Source organism: Aquimonas sp. (assembly GCF_044377145.1).
Taxonomy (GTDB): Bacteria; Pseudomonadota; Gammaproteobacteria; order Xanthomonadales; family Xanthomonadaceae; genus Aquimonas.
This window is the reverse complement of the sequence record NZ_JBILJQ010000011.1, coordinates 1-17,330: the sequence shown is the minus strand read 5'-3', so window position 1 is coordinate 17,330 and position 17,330 is coordinate 1. Positions and strand designations below refer to the sequence as shown.

General features: G+C 65.8%; 6 protein-coding genes. 3 read left to right on the top strand and 3 right to left on the bottom strand.

Annotated features, from left to right (window positions below):
* Together ACIQ7H_RS05390 and ACIQ7H_RS05385 are read left to right on the top strand one after the other, a co-directional pair.
* Entirely contained in the window at positions 1–747 is a 747-nt protein-coding gene (locus ACIQ7H_RS05390) for an ATP-binding cassette domain-containing protein (RefSeq protein ID WP_395789162.1), read from the top strand.
* Positions 744–1,919 (top strand): ABC transporter permease, encoded by a 1,176-nt coding sequence (locus ACIQ7H_RS05385; protein ID WP_395789160.1) that lies wholly within the window; start codon positions 744–746, stop codon positions 1,917–1,919. The genes ACIQ7H_RS05390 and ACIQ7H_RS05385 overlap by 4 nt, the downstream gene beginning before the upstream one ends.
* A gap of 221 nt (positions 1,920–2,140) precedes the next feature.
* On the opposite strand, the gene ACIQ7H_RS05380 is transcribed toward ACIQ7H_RS05385, so the two are convergent.
* The 3 genes from ACIQ7H_RS05380 to ACIQ7H_RS05370 all read right to left on the bottom strand — a co-directional run bounded on the left by ACIQ7H_RS05380 (position 2,141) and on the right by ACIQ7H_RS05370 (position 16,720).
* Positions 2,141–3,085: a hypothetical protein gene (locus ACIQ7H_RS05380; protein WP_395789158.1), complete on the bottom strand. Its 945-nt coding sequence runs from the start codon at positions 3,083–3,085 to the stop codon at positions 2,141–2,143.
* 617 nt (positions 3,086–3,702) lie between these two features.
* Complete coding sequence (locus ACIQ7H_RS05375) at positions 3,703–16,173, bottom strand: putative Ig domain-containing protein (RefSeq protein WP_395789156.1); 12,471 nt, start codon at positions 16,171–16,173, stop codon at positions 3,703–3,705.
* A gap of 412 nt (positions 16,174–16,585) precedes the next feature.
* Positions 16,586–16,720: a hypothetical protein gene (locus tag ACIQ7H_RS05370; RefSeq protein ID WP_395789154.1), complete on the bottom strand. Its 135-nt coding sequence runs from the start codon at positions 16,718–16,720 to the stop codon at positions 16,586–16,588.
* A 274-nt stretch (positions 16,721–16,994) separates the two neighbouring features.
* On the opposite strand from ACIQ7H_RS05370, the gene ACIQ7H_RS05365 reads away from it, so the two are divergent.
* Entirely contained in the window at positions 16,995–17,237 is a 243-nt protein-coding gene (locus ACIQ7H_RS05365) for a transposase (protein ID WP_395789270.1), read from the top strand.
* Positions 17,238–17,330 lie beyond the last annotated feature (93 nt).

Sequence of the window (17,330 nt, the reverse complement as noted above, 5' to 3'; positions counted from 1 at the left end):
ATGATCATCTGCGACAACCTGCACAAGCAGTTCAAGACCAAGACCGGCCTGGTGAAAGCGGTCGACGGCGTCAGCTTCCGCGCTGAAGACGGCCAGATCACCGGCCTGCTCGGCCCCAATGGCGCCGGCAAAACCACCACCCTGCGCATGCTCTACACCCTGATGCGCCCGGACACCGGCACCGTCAGCGTGGACGGCATCGACATCTTCAAGCACGCCGAAGACGCGCGTCGCCGGCTCGGCGTGTTGCCCGATGCCCGCGGCGTCTACAAGCGCCTGACCGCACGCGAAAACATCGCCTACTTCGGCCGCCTGCACGGGCTGGACGAGAAAACCATCGCCGAACGCAGCGCGCGCCTGATCGAAGCCCTCGGCATGCAGGAGATTGCCGACCGCCAGGCCGAAGGGTTCTCACAGGGCCAGCGCACCAAGACCGCGATCGCGCGTGCCCTGGTACATGACCCGAAGAATGTGATTCTCGACGAGCCCACCAACGGCCTCGACGTGATGACCACCCGCGGCCTGCGTGGCTTCCTGCAGCAGCTGCGCGCGGAAGGCCGCTGCGTGGTGTTCTCCAGCCACATCATGCAGGAGGTCGCGGCCCTGTGTGACCGCATCGTCATCGTCGCCAAGGGCCGCGTGGTGGCCCAGGGCACGCCGGACGAACTGCGCGCGCAGACCGGTGAAAGCAATCTCGAAGACGCCTTCGTCAGGGCGATCGGCTCGGAAGAAGGACTGTTCGCATGAAAGCCGCCTGGATCGTCCTGAAGAAGGAACTGTTGGACCTTATCCGCGACCGCCGCACCCTGGTGATCAGCCTGCTGATGGGCCCGCTGCTGGGCCCGGCGCTGATGGTCGGCCTGATCACCCTGATGGCCAGCAAGGAAATGGACCGCGCCGAGAAGCCGCTGGAGCTGGCGGTGGTCGGCGCCGAACACGCGCCCAATCTGGTCGACTGGCTCAGCACCATGAACGTCGAGATCAAACCGGCCCCAGCCGACCCCGACGCCGCCATCCGCGACCAGGATGAGGACGTGATCCTGCGCATCACCGCGGAGTTCGGCGAGGAATGGCGCAAGAGCCGGCCGGCCCCGATCGAGCTGATCCACGATTCGACCCGGCAGGATGCACGCACCCCGGTGCGGCGTCTGGAAGGTCTGCTGCAGACCTATGACCGCCAGATGGGCGCCCTGCGAATGGTCGCGCGCGGCATCAGCCCGGTGGTGGGCACGCCGATGCAGATCAACCGTCGCGATCTCTCCACCCCGGAGAGCCGCGCCGGCATGCTGCTGGCCTTCCTGCCCTACCTGCTGATCCTCGGTGGCTTCCTCGGCGGCGCCTATCTGGCGATGGACGCCACCGCCGGTGAACGCGAGCGCCAGTCGCTGGAGCCGCTGCTGGCCACCCCGGCCTCGCGCGAAGCGATCATGAGCGGCAAGCTGCTGGCGGCCTCGGTGTTCGCCCTGCTCACCTCCCTGCTGACCCTGCTCGCGTTCAAGCTGTGCTTCGCCTTTCTCCCCGCCTCGATGCTCGGCTTCAAAATCGACATCAGCACCCTGGCGATTGCCAAGATGTTCGTGCTGATCGTGCCGATCGCGGTGTTCGGCTCCTGCCTGGTGACGCTGTTGGCGGCCACTGCAAAGAGCATGAAAGAAGCCCAGAGCTACATGACCCTGCTGATGCTGCTGCCGATGCTGCCGACCCTGGTGCTGATGGTGTCGCCGGTGAAGAACCAGCTGTGGATGGCGGCGGTGCCCCTGCTCAGCCAGAACCAGCTGATCCTGAAAGTGGTCCGCGCCGAAACCATCTCCACCAGCGAATGGGCACTCGCACTCGGCGCCGGCCTCGCCCTGGCCGGCGTGGTCTGGTTCATCGCCTCGCGCCTGTACCACCGTGAGCAGCTGGCGATTTCGGCGTGAGTACTTGATCGCTCCCGACGCCAGTGCTCCGGCGCTGGCGTCGGCGGGGCGGTATCGCAGGCGTACAGCGCGCTTTTGCGCAACGTGAGAGCGAGTGCGACGCACCCGGCCGGGGCGTGCGATAGCAGGCGGTAGAGAGCGTCGAAAAGTGTCAGATCGGACGATTGACACGACGCAATGGTGCGGTTGGAGTCGGGTGCGCTACACCAGCGCCGATCGCGCTATTCGATCTCGATAAACAGCATGCGCACTCCTCTCGCACCGGCAGGATCGAAGGTTCGGAACCGACGCTTCGCTGGGAGCTGTTGTTCCATCTCTAATCGCTCGATCACAGCGGGGTCCCACGGCGCAAACACTTTCACAAGCCGGGGGAGCGTAAGGAGAGTGCCCCAATCGACCGCGCCGAACTCCTTGCCTCCAAGGTGGACGACCTCTAGCGCTTTCAAGTCGCTCAGACATGGATGTCGAGCACCTTTGGCTACTGCGACAAGCCGCAGCGATCTGAGGCTCAAAACCAAGTGCAGCGGCACTAGGTCCGTCAGGCGCTTCGCCGTCTCGACCACAAGATGCTCAAGCGGCAGCGCCTCAATCCCATTCAACGAGAGCAGATGGGAGCCATGCGACACGTTGAGCGTATTCAGTGAGTCGAACCCCGCCAACGGCCGCAGATCGGCAAGCTTTGGACGAATGAGGCTCAGGCTACTGAGCTTAGGCCTGTTCTGGGCAGTTTCGAGTAACGCTCCATCGGCCGCCACCAAACTCAGCTGGCGAATGTTGCTGCGGGAAAGGCAGTCCATGAGACCGGGCTGGGCCGTTGCATAGAGTGATTCGAGCGGAACCGCGGCCAGATTTTCCAAGCCATTCTCAACTCGATTGGCCAGGCTCAACGACCTCAAGCCCACAAAGCAATCCAGCCCCGCGAGTGAGCGCACCCTGCCATCCGATTCAGCACCAGACAGACGCAAACTGCGCACCGAATCCACCACGCCCGCGAATGCCGAAAGATCGTCCCATTGGCCGACCAGCTCCAGTGATTCAGGCTGTTGTAGTTCAAGGGCCAAAGCGAGGCCATCGGACCATGAGGTCGCGACGGCGGATTTGGCGTCTACTCTGAAGGTATCTGGCATGCTGCCCTTTTTTTGGGCATGTTTGGTGCCCGGGGACATTGCGCCCAATTCAACCCAGCTAAGCATGCACAAGTACCGCTCCTGCCCGGTAAAACCCCGGCGGCCCACGTCAAAGCCGGGCCGGAGCGAAGTGTTTGGGCTCCCGTGGAGGCTTAGCTTGGGTGGGTTGGGTGACCATGGTGTTCCCACTGGAAACGCGATGGACCCGCCAAAAGGGCGTCAAAAGCGCCTTAGAAGAACTGGCTCGACCTGAGCATTTATGACTTGACTTATGGAGTCTGCCAACTCATCGACGACGGTGCCTTCGCATGTTTCGACGGGGAGGCGCCACCAGAATTCCCGGCCGTGGACAGATCGCCTCGGTCTAAATACATACTCAGGGTAGTACATTTCGGGATCCGGATCCGCAGAACAAGGCCTTGGACTAACTCTTGGAAAGCGATTTTGATTCGACCAGCCTGCTTCCAGAGTAATAGATTCTTCACTTTTGTGCTTCACGAGAACTACAAAGTGGCAGAAATTTTCTGAAAGCCGCACCAGAGCGAAATCGCGACCCCTAATTAGCGAAGGATCGGGCAAATTCGGAGTGTATTTCTGAAAGCCTTCAAGCCTGCTAGAGACTGCGGCTAACACAACCCCCATGATTTTTGTTTTGCTCATACTGCTAGAACGAAAAAGTTTCGGAGGTAGTGCACGAGATTCAGTGCGCCAGATACCATCTGGACGTTTGATGCGGTTGGACCCAGCGCAGTCAGTACCGCGGCCTGCTGAGCCGCAGTAGGGGCCTGCCATGTAAAGAGCACGACTCGGTACTCGCCAGCAACCACCTGTGTTGTTGCAGTGCGCATCTGACCAACAAGCCGAGCCATTGCAGCACTGCCCTGAGACGGCAATTTGTACTTCACCTCCAGCGCCAAAACCCGATGCTGGACTGCGATCCAAAAATCAATTATGCGCCTCCCACCCTGACCTACCAGAAGCACATCCTGAGAGACTCCCGCCCTAGGCACAGTCCTAGCCAGTATTGATGCCACCGCTCGCTGAGTCGCTACTCCAACGGTCCTCAATGCGGCCCCGCCCAATGCTGAGGACGTAGCAAACGCGGAGCCTACCCTCGCAACTGAGCTGGTGACGACGCTGACCCCGGCTTGGATAACGTATCCCAGGCTAATCATGCCAGAGGGATCGACGCGATTTATTGGATCCTGATGGTTGACGACATACTTGTGGAGAGATCTCGGATCTACCGAGAACCCCCAAAATGGATCCATCTGCGTAAACCTTCCCACCCGCGGATCCATCCAGCGCGCGCGCAGGTAGTAGAAGCCGACGTTCGGGTCGAAGGCTTCGCCGCGGTACAGGTGCTCTACTTCAGTCGTGCCGCTGCGCCCGATCTCGTTGCCGAAGGCGTCGTAGTCGACCGCATCCGTAATCACCCCCGCCGCATTCGTCAGCCAGCGCGTCGACCCAAAACCATCGGCCTGTACATAGGACGTGGTTGGCACGCCTGCTGCGTCGTAACGCGTCTGGCTGATCAGATCATCTGCAAAGCTGTACACCGCGCTGCGCTGTCTCGGGCCGCTGCCGGTGCTGGTCCAGCGCTCGATCTCCTGGGCGTAGGTGTAGTTCGGATCCTGCAGTGACCACGTGGTGGTCGACTGCTCCGGAGTCGCGCCCGCCGGGGTCTGGGTGTGCCGCACCCGCAGTCCGTCCGCGTTGTACACATACGCATTCACCTCGCCCGCGCTGCGCGCCTCGCGCATGCGGCCGGCGTCGTTGTAGACGTACTCGGTGATGCCCGCCGGTGTGCCGTGGCTCAGCAGGTTGCCGGCGGGGTCGTAGGTGTAGTCGGCGATGCTCGCGCCGCGCTCGCTCTGCAGGCGGTCGTTGGCATCGTAGACGTAGTCGATGACTTCGGCCGCGGCGCCGGCTTCGCTGACGCTCTGCCGCAGGCGGTTGCCGACGCGGTCGTAGCTCCAGCTGGCGTTTCGATCCTGCAGGTTGATGCGGTGATCGATGCGCTCGGCGACCAGGCGCCTCACCGCGTCGTAGTCGTACTGCACCGTGCGCACCACGCCGCTGGAATCCGACTCGCTGATCTGCGTGCGCAGGCCGTCGGCGTCGACCTGGTAGGCCATGCTCATCAGCAGGGCGCCCAACGCGCTGCGTTTCACCAGGCTGCGCAGGCGGTGGCGGCTGTCATAGCCGTACTGGGTGCGGGTGCCGTCGCCGCCTTCCATGCTGCTGCGGCGGCCAGCGGCGTCGTAGGTGTAGCGCGTCAGCGCCGGCGCCTCGCCCTGCACGCGGCGTTCGACTTCGATCAGGCGATTGCGGGTGTCGTAGCGGTAGGCCAGGGTCTGGCTCGGGCTGCGGCGCTCCAGCAGGTTGCCGACTGCATCAAAGCGGTACTCGATCACGCCGCCGTCGGCGTCCTGCTGGCGCAGCAGGCGACCGCGGGCGTCGAACTGGCTGCCGCTGGTCCCGCGTTCGTCCACCGCCTCGATGCGCTCGCCGGCGGCGTTGTAGACGAAGCTGTGGTCGGCATCGCTCGGGTGGTCGATGCCCTGCGTGCGACCGGCGGCGTCGTAGGTGTAGCGGGTCACGCGGCCGCGGAAGTCGGTGTGCTCGATCAGCTCACCGGCGGCGTTGTAGCGCTTGGTCTCACGCTCACCACCGGGCAGGATGCGCGCGGTTTCGCGACCCATCGCGTCGTATTCCCAACGCGTCTCGCGGCCTTCGGCATCGGTCTGGCGGATCTTGTTGCCGACCTCATCAAAGGCATAGCGCGTGGTCAGCGTGCCCGCATCCGGGCTGCTGCCATTGACCAGGGCCGGGTTCGCGCCGGTCACCGGGTTCGGCACCACCACCACGATCAGCCGGCCAAGGCCGTCGTAGCCGAAGCGGGTGGTGCGGCCGCTGGCATCGGTTTCGACGGTCTTGCGGCCGACCGCGTCGTACTCGGTGCGCACGATCGCGTTCGGCTCGCCGGACACCGCGGGCACCTCGGTGCTGAGCAGGCGCCCGGCGGCGTCGTAGCTGTAGCGCGTGACCGCGCCCAGCGGATCGGTCTCGCGGGTCTTGCGACCCGCAAGGTCGTACTCGACCACGATCTCGGCGACCTGGCCGCCGACGGGCGGCAGCAGGGTGCGTACCACGCGCCCGGCCGCGTCGTAGCGGTACTCGGTGGTGTGGCCGTTCTCGTCGGTGTCGGCGATCAGCTGGCCGGCATCATCGTAGGCCTTGCGCGAGCGCGGATTGTCGCTGTCGTCGGCGGGCGTGGCGTCCGGATGGATGACCTCGATCAGGCGATTGGCCTCGTCATACACGTGCCGCGTGGTGCGACCGCCGCGATCGGTTTTGGCGACCAGGTTGCCATTCGGGTCGAAGCGGCTGGCCTCGTGGGTGCCGTCCGGATAGTTGATGCGCGCGACGTTGCCGCGGGCGTCGTAGGTGGTCAGCGTGCAGCGGTTGAGGGCGTCGCAGCTCTCGGTCGGCTTGCCATTGGCGTCATAGACGGTGGTGCTGATGCTGCCGTCCGGGTGCTCGGTGGCGACCACGTTGCCGTTGGCATCCAGCGTATAGCGGGTGACCAGCGCTTCGGTGCTGCCGTCGGCGCGGGTGCGGCTGCGACGCTCTTCCAGCAGGCGGCCCTGGGCGTCGTTGACGTAGGTGGTGCGACGTCCAAGTGCGTCGACTTCGGCGGTCTTGAAGCCATGGGCGTCGTACTCGTAGCGAGTGATCGCACCGCTGGCATCGGTCAGGCTGGTGAGCTCGCCGCTGTTCGGGTCATAGCCCATGCCGGTCGCGCCACCGGTGGCGTCGGTCAGGCTGACCAGCGGGCCCGGGTAGATCGGAATGCCCTGCACCGTGGTGTTGCGGTAGGTCTGACGCAGGCTGACCACGTTCAGCGGGTCGGTGACGGTCTGCAGCTGGTTGAATACACCGAAGACGCTGCGGGTGACGCCACCCAGCGGGTCCGTATCGGTCAGCACATTGCCGAGGTTGTCGTAAGTCCAGCGCTGCGTGCGGCCGAGGGCATCGGTTTCGCTGAGGGTGTTGCCGGCGTCGTCATAGGTGCGGGTGACGGTTTCGCCGGCCGCATTGGTTTCGCTGAGGACGTCGCCGCGCGTGTTGTACAGATACACCGTGTTGCGTCCATTGCGGTCGCGGCGCTGCTCGACCCGGCCATTGATGTCGCGGCTGAACTCGACCCGGTGGCCGTCAGCATCGATTACCGCGACCAGACGGCCGTCGGCGTCGTACTCGTTGCGGCTGACGCGCACGCCACGCGGATCGATGATGTCGCGCAGGTAGTGGCCTGTCTGGTACTCGAAGCGGGTCAGGTTGTCTTCCGCGTCCTCGACGCTCGCAAGATCGCCCTCGCTGCTGTAGGCGTAGCTGAGGTCGATGCCGCCGGGCCCGGTGATGCGGGTGATGCGGTCCTGCGCGTCGCGGGTGAACTGCAGGGCGAAACCGTTCGAGTGGGTGATGCCATTGCGATCGAAGGTCACCCGGTTGCCGCCCTCGCGCTCGAAGATCTCGCGCAGGCCGAAGCCCTGGTCGACCCGGTACTCGCGGCCCTGCGGATCGATGTAGCGATAGTTGTCGGGGTCGGCGATCAGGCCGGGATCGGACAGATCGGCGATGCTGCCGTTGATCAGGCGGCCGCCCACCGGGACGATCGTTTCCAGCCGGCCGCGGGCACCGTCGGTCGGCTCGAACACGAAGTTGATGTCCAGCAGCGGGATCGCCTGGTTGCAGGCCGGGCTGGCCTTGACCTTGAACTTCTCGACGCGGCCATCGCCCAAGACGATGCTGACTACGTTGCCCAGAGCGGACTCGACGCAATAGCGCGGGATCAGCCCCAGCGGGCCGGACGGATAGGTGTTCAGGCTCCAGCCGAAGCCGGGACGACGGCTCTCCTGCACGCGCACGTTCTGGTAGTCCAGCGACCAGCCGTGGCCGAAGTCCTGGCGCTTGTGGCGGACGCGGGTGTCGTAGGTGCGGGTGACGCTGACCGGGATGCCAGCCACCGGCACCGACACATCCTCGAAGCTGATCGAGAAGTGGCCGATCTTCATGTCGCCTTCGACCGACAGCGCGACCGAATCGCTGACCGTGTTGCCGGACAGGTCTTCGGCCTGCAGCAGCAGGGCGTACTGGCCGTTCTGCAGGAGGGTCGGATCGAGCGTGCCGATCGCGGTGTCGGTGAAGGTGTTGCTGCCATTGGCGACGGCGATGAACTCGCCGTTGCGGGCGCCGCGCTCCACCAGCACCAGCCGCCAGCTGCGCAGGTTGTCGTCATTGACCGAGGCACGCACAGGCAGGCGCTGGGTCACCCGCAGCAGATCGGCATTGGCGGGCTCCCGCGGGCTCAGCAGGCTGACGGTCGGCGGCGCGCTGCCGCCGGCATTGGCGACGCTGACGGTGGCACTGCTCTGCACCGTGTCGTAACCATCGCTGACGGTCACCACCAGCGTGTAGTTGCCGGGCTGACTGGGCGCATTGATGGTCGTGCTGCCGTCGGGGTCGAGCGGCAGCGGCTGGCCGTTCAAGGTCGCGCTGGCGGTGATCGCCGCCGCCGCGCCGCTGGTGCTGACGTCGATCGTGATCGGCGCCCCGGCCTGGGCCGGATTGGGGCTGACGGTCACCTGCGCCTGCAGCTGCACATCGGCCGCGACCACTTCGATGGTCCAGCTCTGTTCGACCCAGGCCAGCGCATCCTGCACGCGCACGCGCACCGGCACGCTGCCGGCGGCAGCGGGGGTCCAGGTGATGCGGCCGGCGCTGCTGATCTGCATGCCGGCGGGGGCCTGTTGCAGGCTGTAGCTCAGCGCATCGCCGTCGGCATCGGTGGCAACAAGCGCATAGCGGTACTCGCGTCCTGCCTTGCCCTGGGTGCCGGGCAGGCTGGTGATGACGGGGGCGGCATTGTTGCTGGGCTGAACGGTGACGCTGAAGTTCTGGCTGGCCCAGCCGCCACGGCCGTCATCGACGCGCAGCACAAAGGCTTGCGGCCCGAGCTGCTCGGCGCGCGGCGTCCAGTTCATGGCGCCGCTGCTCGCATTGATGCGCGCCCCGGCAGGCGCCGTGGTCAGCGAGAACTGCAGGCTGTCGCCATCAGGATCGGTGGCCGCGGGCTGGTAGGCATAGGTGGCTCCGACCCTGGCGGTGGCGGCCGGGCTGCCGCTCAGGTTCGGCGGCCGGTTGCCGGGCAGCACCTGCACCACCGGCAGCTGGATGCGCTGCACGCTGCTGCCGCCACGGCCATCACTGGCTTCCAGTTCAATGAACTGGGTGCCGATGTCCGCTGCTGCGGGCGTGTAGCGCAGCGCACGCAGGGCCGGGTCGAACTGCAGTGAGGATGGCGCGGCGTTGAGACGCAGCTGCACCGCGTCGCCGTCCGGATCGGACACCTGCACGGCGTAGGTCCAGAGCTCGCCGACATAGGCGATGCCCTGCGGCGCCGAGTCGAACACCGGAGCGCGATTGGGTGTGCTGATCACGCTGATCTGGAAGCTCTGGGTGGTGCTGGCGCCGCGCTCGTCGGTGACGCGGACTTCCACGCTGGCGGTGCCGGCTGCGCCCGGCGTCCAGCGCGCATAGCCCACGGTGGCATCGAAGCTCATGCCGGCCGGGCCGCTCAGCAGGGCATAGCTGAGCGCGTGACCCTCGGCATCCCGGGCCTCGATCAGGTAGGCCCAGGGCTCACCGAGGCTGGCCTGCAGGGCCGGGCTGGAGGTGATGACCGGGGCCGTGTTCGGCGCGGTCGCCGCAGCCACGAGCACGTTCCAGGTTTGAGATCCGCTGCGTCCCGTGAGGCTGCGAGCCGTGATCGTGAAGCGGAAGCTGCCGGTCTGGGTCCAACCCGGTCGCCATTCGATCTGGCCACTGATCGGATCGATCCGCGCGCCGGCAGGCGCTGTGCCAAGCGCGTAGACCAGACTGTCACCGATGTGATTGGAGGCCGCCTGCGCTCGGTAGCGGTAGGGCTCACCGGCGATACCTGCGGTTGGCGCGGCGCTGGTGAAACGCGGCGAATCTTGCGTCTCCAGCACGCCTGCAGCCCAGGCGCGCTGCGCCTCAAGACCGCCGTAGTCGACCACGGCGATTTCGAACACACGCGCCGAGGCGCGGTTGTTGCGGGTTTCGCATTCGAGTTCAGCGGAGTCGGTCGCGAGCTCAGCGAAGAACTCCTCGCGGCCCAGTGCGTCGAGGCTGATGTCATTGACGGTGATCGCCACATTGGCGCCCGGCGCAAGCGGACCCTGCTCGACTCGGCCCAGCAGCGCTCCGGGTGCGCTGGGGCTGCCGCGCCGGAACTCGACCGCAAAGCCGCGGCTGGTCAGCGTGCCGCGATTGGTGATGGTGCTGCGCAACTGCAGACCTGCGCCTTGCGGCACCGCCGACGGCGCCAGCAGATGCAGGTCGGACAGCAGGCCGGCATCGCCGGTCGTCGCCGCCGGTGCCAACAGCTGGATCGGCGCATGCGCGCGTCCGGCCAGTGCGGGCGGAATCGACAGCTGTGGGGTGACCCGATCCGCCGCCCAAGCCTGCTGATGGAAAACCTGCGCCTGCGTGCGCCAGCGGCCGCTGAGCGGGCGATAGCTGCGCAGGCCACCGGCACCGGCCGCCAGCAGGCGTGCATCACCGTCGCCGCGCACATCGAGCAGGCTCGGCACCAGGTGATAGCTGGCGGTGTCGGTCCAAGTGCTGTCGTTGGCGAGCACAGCGCCACTGGCCCCGCTGAGAACAACCAGGCCGGTGTCATTGAAGCCGAGGATTTCGAGCGCGCCATCACCATCGAAATCGCCGGCCACCGCCGCGCGGAAGGCGCGCTGCGTCCACGCCGTGCCGCCTGCGGTCCAGCGACGCTGGCCGTCCGCGCCATACAGCAGACCGTTCGAAGGCAGGAAGATCTCCTGCGCGCCGTCTCCATTGAAGTCCGCCACCACGGGAGTCGCAGCTTGTCCAGCATCGGCGCCATCGCGGCGCCAGACCTGGCTGCCGTCGGCGCGCAGCAGGGACAGACGCGCACCGGCATTGGTCTGCTCGCTGGCGACGATGCCCAGGCTGCCATCGGCCAAGGTGATCGGTGCGAACAGGCTGTACTGCACCGTGGTGTTGCCGCCGCTGGGCGTAGTCCAGAGCAGCTGTCCGCTGTGGCTGCGGGCCTGATGACGGTGCAGCACTTCCATCCGGCCGTCGCCATTCAGATCGATCGCCAGCGGCGTGCTCTGCGAAGAGGAGAACGCCGGGAACTGCCAGAGCAGGCGACCGTCGGCATCGAACACCGAAGGCCCAACCAGAATCTCGGCCTGACGATCGCCGTCCAGGTCGGCCAGGCTGATTGATACGTGGCGCAGCGAGCCCGCACCCACCGGCACTTCACTGACCCAACGCAGACCGCCCTCGCCATTCAGCGCGACCAGACGCGCCTGGCTGTCGACGAACAGGATGCTGACCTGATCGTCGCCCTTCAGATCGCCCATGGCCGGCGCGACGAACCAATCCGGTACCCGCGCGTTGTAGCTCCAGCGACGGCTCAGCGTTTCGTAGTCGAACGCATGGATGCGCGCAGTGGTGACCTCGGTGTCGCGCTGTGAGATCGCCACCACCGCTACGCCATCACGATGGTCCAGAACGCCGTTGCGATTGCGGTCGACCAACGGCCCTACGAGCGGCTGCGCGACGCTGGTGGCAAAACCGGCGGTCTGCAGCGGCACCAGCGACAGGCTGGCTGCCTGCGGATCGGCGGCCCGGCACTGGGCGTTGTACGCACTGATCTCCGCGCCGGGGCTGGCTGCCGCAACGGAAGCCGCGGGCCACTGCACGACACCTGTGCTCGCGTTGATGGCGGCGCCAGTGGGCAGGCTGAGGCCGCGCCAGGTGTGTGATTCGAGAATGTTCGGATCGGTGAGATTGAAGTCCAGACTGAAGCCCACGCCGATCTGCGTCACGGCGGGAGGCGTGCCGGTGATGACCGGTGCGACGTTCGGCACGTCGCCCTGCAGCATGTAGATCTGCAGGTCGTAGTTGTCGAACTGGTCGACCACAGCCAAGGAAACCTGTCGGCGCTGGCCGGCAAAGCCAAGCGGCACGGCCCATGTGACCTCACCGGTACCGGCGTTCACCGTGAGGCCCGGCGGCCCGGTGAGCACTTCAAACTGGAGGTCGGCGCGCGGATCTGCACTCACGGTGGCCTGATAGCGGTACGGCTGGCCCTGAATCGCGCGCACCGGTGGCGTCGAGGTCAGCCTTGGCGGCTGGTAGTCGCGGTCCACAGTCAGGGTAAACGTTTGGCGGGCCTGCGCCCCTGCAAGGTCGGTGACTCGCAGCTCGATCGGATGCTGGCCAACGCTCAGCTCGAGTTCGTTGTAGCGGAAGCGTCCACTGAACGGGTCCAGGCTCAAGCCGACCGGCGCCGTCACCAGCTCAAAGCGATGGCCATCGCCGAGGTCTGGATCGTCGACCACGACCTGGTAGTCGTAGGGGAAGCCCAAGGTCAGCCAGTTCGGCGGTGTGGACGTGATGGTCGGCGGCGCATTCACGTTATTGACGTTCAGCAGATAGCGCTGCTGATCCCGCAGGTTGAACGGGTCAGCGGCTTCAACAACGATCAAGCGCGCATCAGCAAACTGATTGTTGTCGACGCATTCCTGTTGCCCCGGCTGAAGGCGAATCTCCACCCGGACATCAGCGCTGAGGGCAGCGCTGGCGAGTTCGAGCGTGACCTGCTCGGTGACGCCCTGCGTCAGCGATGCAAGCGTACGCACGCCCAGCAGTCGCGGCGCGCCATCCAGCCCTTCGTAGAAGCGCACTTCGATGGGTTGGCGATAGTCAGCCAAGCCGCGATTGCGAACCTCGGCGCTGACGCGGGCAAGGCCTGCCGACTCGGTCAGCCGCAGCTGCCCCACGGTGAGATCGGCGGCGGGCTCCGGCGGCAGCTGGATGCCCTCGCCAAGGAAGTCGAGCGCGATCGGCAGGTAGGCCATCACCAGACTGGTGGTGGCGAAATGGGTGGAGAACAGCCCCGTCGTGGTGACCCAGGTGCCGTCTTCGCGCTGGTTGATCAGCAGATTTTCGATGGCTGCCCGCACCACCGGGTCGTCGATGGAAGGCTGCTTGGCATCCAAGGCAAAGCCAACCCACGCGGTGACAAGAGCATCGCCGCGCGGGCCAACTCCGGCACGCAGCCAACCCCCATCCTGCGCTTGTCGACTGCGCAGGCGCGCATCGACTGAATCAATCGCGGTGCGCACGCGCGCCTGCAACGCCGCGTCATCGATATGCGGCAGCACTTCCGCCAGGCCGAGCATGCGGAACGCGAGCAGAAGATTGTCGTTCTCCGTGGCGATGTTGCGCTGCAGGAAGAACTCGGCCATGGCCGGCATCGCAGCGTCGAAACTCTGCACAACCTGCTGTTCGGAGGGGCTCAACTGGGTCCTTTGCGCCGCATCGGCCAGGAAGCGATTGGCCGAGAGCGCCACCAGTGCGGACATCGAGTCCCAGTCGCTCAGCCAGCCGCTGCCATGGTCATGGGTCCAGTACACGCTACCTGTACCGGTCTGACGAACGCTCCACATGTAGTCGAGCGCACGCGCGCGCACCTGGAAGGTGCGTGCGCGGTCAGGCACGTAGCTCAAGGACCACAGAGCGAACGCCGTCTGGTTGCGCGAGTGCTCGGGGTGGGAGCGGCGGATCGATCCGTTTGCCTGTTGGCTGGCCAGAATTTCGGCCAACAGATACTCGGCCACTCGCTCATCCACCCGAGCCTTGCTGCGCGAGGCTTGCAGGCCGAGCACAGCCTGGGTCTGCACGTGACAACCCAGACAGGTGTTTCGTCGGTGCCAGCTTTCGGCCTCGGGTGCAACGAAGGTGCTACCGCTCTGGATCGCCGCGCGCGTGCGCCAGATGAGACGCTTCAGCGCTTCGTTCGGCTGCGGATTGACCGGCTGCTCGGCCTCGATGTAGCAGGCGGTGTGTGCGCTCTGCAGGGATTGCGGTGCGATGCCGCCCAGCGTCCCGCCGAGCAGACCGGAGTTGGCGCCGATTTGCAGGCCCGAGGGGCCGCGTTCGAGCCGGTAGCGCAGCACATCGCCATCCGGATCGATCGCATCCACGTCGTAGGCATAGGCACTGCCTTCATTCGCCGCGGTCACCGGCGTACTCACGATCCGCGGCGGTTCATTGCCGCCGACCACCTCGATGCGGACAGGTCCCGGCGCCGAATCCAGCTGGCCGTCGTTGGCGACGAAGTTGAAGCCATCAGCACCACGGAAGCCCGCCCGAGGCGTGTAGACCAGGGCCGCGCCGCTGCCACTGAGGCTGCCATTGGCAGGCGCCTGCACCACGCGGAAGCTGAGTGCATCGCCGTCGGGATCGGTGCCGCTCAGCGTGATCGGCAGGGCCACGCCTGCCGGCGTGCTGAGCTGCTGCGGCTGCGCGACCGGTGCATCGTTGACCGGGGTGATCACAATCCGGACACGCGCCGGCTCGGAAACCTCGATGCCGTCGGACACGCTGAACTGGAAGCTGTCCTCACCGCTGAAACCGGCGACCGGCACATAGGTCAGGTTTGGCGCTGTGCCTTCCAATCGGCCATGTGCCGGCTGGGTCAGTACGCCAAAGATCAGGCTCTGGCCGTCTTCATCGCTGCCCTGCAAGGTGACTGGAAGCGCGACATCCTCGGGCGTGGTCAGGCTCTGCGGCAGCGCTTCCGGCGCGGCGTTGTAGCAGTTCGCTTCGCCCTTGTACTCGAAGCTGAGCCAGCCGGTGCCGGTCAACAGGTAGTCGCGCAGCCGCACGCTGACGAAGCGCTGCACGCGATAGTCGAAGCTGCCGCCCTTGCCGCGATTGGTATCCCACACCGGCAGGATGATGTCGCGCGTTTTGAGTGCGTCCAGCGCGCTGCGCACCTCAGCCGAGTTCATTGAACCCGTTGCGCCTTGGGCGAAGTCGCGGATGTTCAGCACCTGATCGCCGGCGACATCCGGGTTGCGATAGCTGTAGCTGTCGCCGGGCGGCAGCAGGCTGTAGGCCAGGGTCGGCGCACTCTGGCTGCCGCCCCAGGTCAACCAGCTGAAATTGCCGGCGCCGGTGCCGCGTGGCAGCTGGCTGACCAATGCACCCGGCGAGAGCCCGACCAGCGCCGTACTCGGCAGCACAATGGGGTAAATCGGGCAGAAGCCCTGCACCACTCGCACGCTGTAGTTCTGCTGGCTGCTGGCACCCCGCGGGTCGGCCGCGCGCAGAGAAACCGGGTGAATTCCGATATCCGCCGCTGTGGGCGTCCAGCGCAGGCGGCCCGTGCCAGCATCGAAGGCCAGCGCAGCCGGTGCGGCCAGTCGGCTCAAGCTGACCGGATCGGCATCGGGGTCGACCGCGGTCGCTTGGTAGCGATAGCTGCGACCGACGCTCGCGAACAGGGGCGGCACCGAGGTGAACACCGGCGGGCGATTGGCGCAGCTCGCCTCGCGCAGGTAGGTGAACTCGATCCAGGGCGTGCCAGACAAATTGAAGTTGTTAAGCCGCACCCACACAAAGCGCGCGACCTGCACCTGGCGCTCGCCTGCGCTGTCGCGGCTCGCCGACCACACCGGCACGATGCCGTCCACATAGCGCAGTGCATCCAGCTTGGTCTGCACCAGCGGGTCATTCATGTTGCTGCCCAGCACCCGCGCCCAGTCGCCAGCGTCCAGCTTGCGGTCGGTGAGGTCGTCCGGGCTGATGTAGGTGTGGCTGTCACCCGGCGGGCGCAGTCCATACGCGAACAGCGTGGTATCGGTACTTCCGGTCCAGCTCAGCCAGTTGAAGTTCTCTGGCGCGCTGCCGCGCTGCAGCCGCGGCAGCGCTTGCCCGGGCTGCAGGCCCTTCAGCGCAGCGTTGGGCAGCGCGACCGGCAACAACGGGCACTCACTGACGACGGTGATCGGCTGCTCGTTCTTCGCCGGCTGCACGGCGACACTGAAACCTTGCGAGAGGGCCCTGAAGTTCGGCAGCTGACCACTCGGCGCGGGCGCATTGGACTCGGACGGCGCCGCGTGTGCGGGCGCGAGCAGCGCGCCTGAGGACATCAGGCCCACGCCCACGAGAAAGCCGCCCAGGACGCGCCTGGCGATCATCATGCAGTTCATTGAAACCCCATCTAGAGAGCTGGAAGTAGCCGCGACAGTTCGAGCGAACAGAGTGTTCTGAGCGCCTAAAATGTGGCCCGCATCATAGTTTCAATGTGCTGGATGTCAATCTCGTGACCCGAACGTAAGGGTGCGCGCGCAGAGCGCCAGGATTCCGATCGAGTGGGATTTCCGGTGCACCAGTCTCAACGCGGCCGAAGCAGCCTCGGGCTGAACGCTCCTTGGCCGGCGATCTTGCTCCTGTTTCCCCAGGCCAACCGCACGATCCCGCTGTTCTCAGCCACGTGGCCCGCCAGCACCTACTGGGTCGCGGCAGTGTTCGGCAGCGGCGCTGCTCACCGCTTGGCGGTCGGTGGATACAAACTCCCCGCCAAGGCCTCCTCGTCGAGGTCGACCGGCCAGCTCAGGCCAGAGAGGTAACAAAGCGCCGCAGGCAGTCCTGCACGGTGGCGAGCATGACGCATGCCGCGCGGGCAATCGCCCGGCCGCTGGCGCCGTGTTCAAAGTGAAGCCTGAGAATCTCAAGAATCCTGTGCATGGGTAACCTCGCCTGATCCACCGTCGAGCTCCGCTGTAACTGGGAGGGGGCCGACGGTAGCGGGTTACCCGCCTACACCCCAACCGGCATGCCGTGGAATACGCAGCTGGCGCAAAACGGGCGCTGAGCGTAAAGCGCGCAGGGCGACGGCGCACAAGCCCAGCGCTGGAACTCGGTCGCAGAAACAGCAAAGCCCGCCGGGTGGCGGGCTTTGCTGTGGGTGGCCGAGAGCGGCTCAACTGCGGGGTGACTTCCAGCACCGGGTGCTACGAAGATAGACCTGACCCCGTCACTCGCAATCCTGCTGGAAACGGGCGAGATCTCACGCTTCGAGAGCGTCGGCGACTACGCCTCATACTGCCGCATGGTCGAGAGCACGCGGCTCTCCAACGGCAAGAAGAAGGGCAGCGGCAACGCCAAGTGCGGCAACCGCTACCTGAGCTGGGCGTGGATCGAAGCCGCGAACTTCGCGATCCGTTTCAGCGTAAGCGTCCGCCCACCTCACCTACCTTCCTGACCTGATTCTCCCGACCGTCTCCGGTTTCCCCAACGGAGGATCGGTCGATGGCCTGTTCGGAGGTGCGGCGGTGGCGTGCGCATGTGCGCTCGC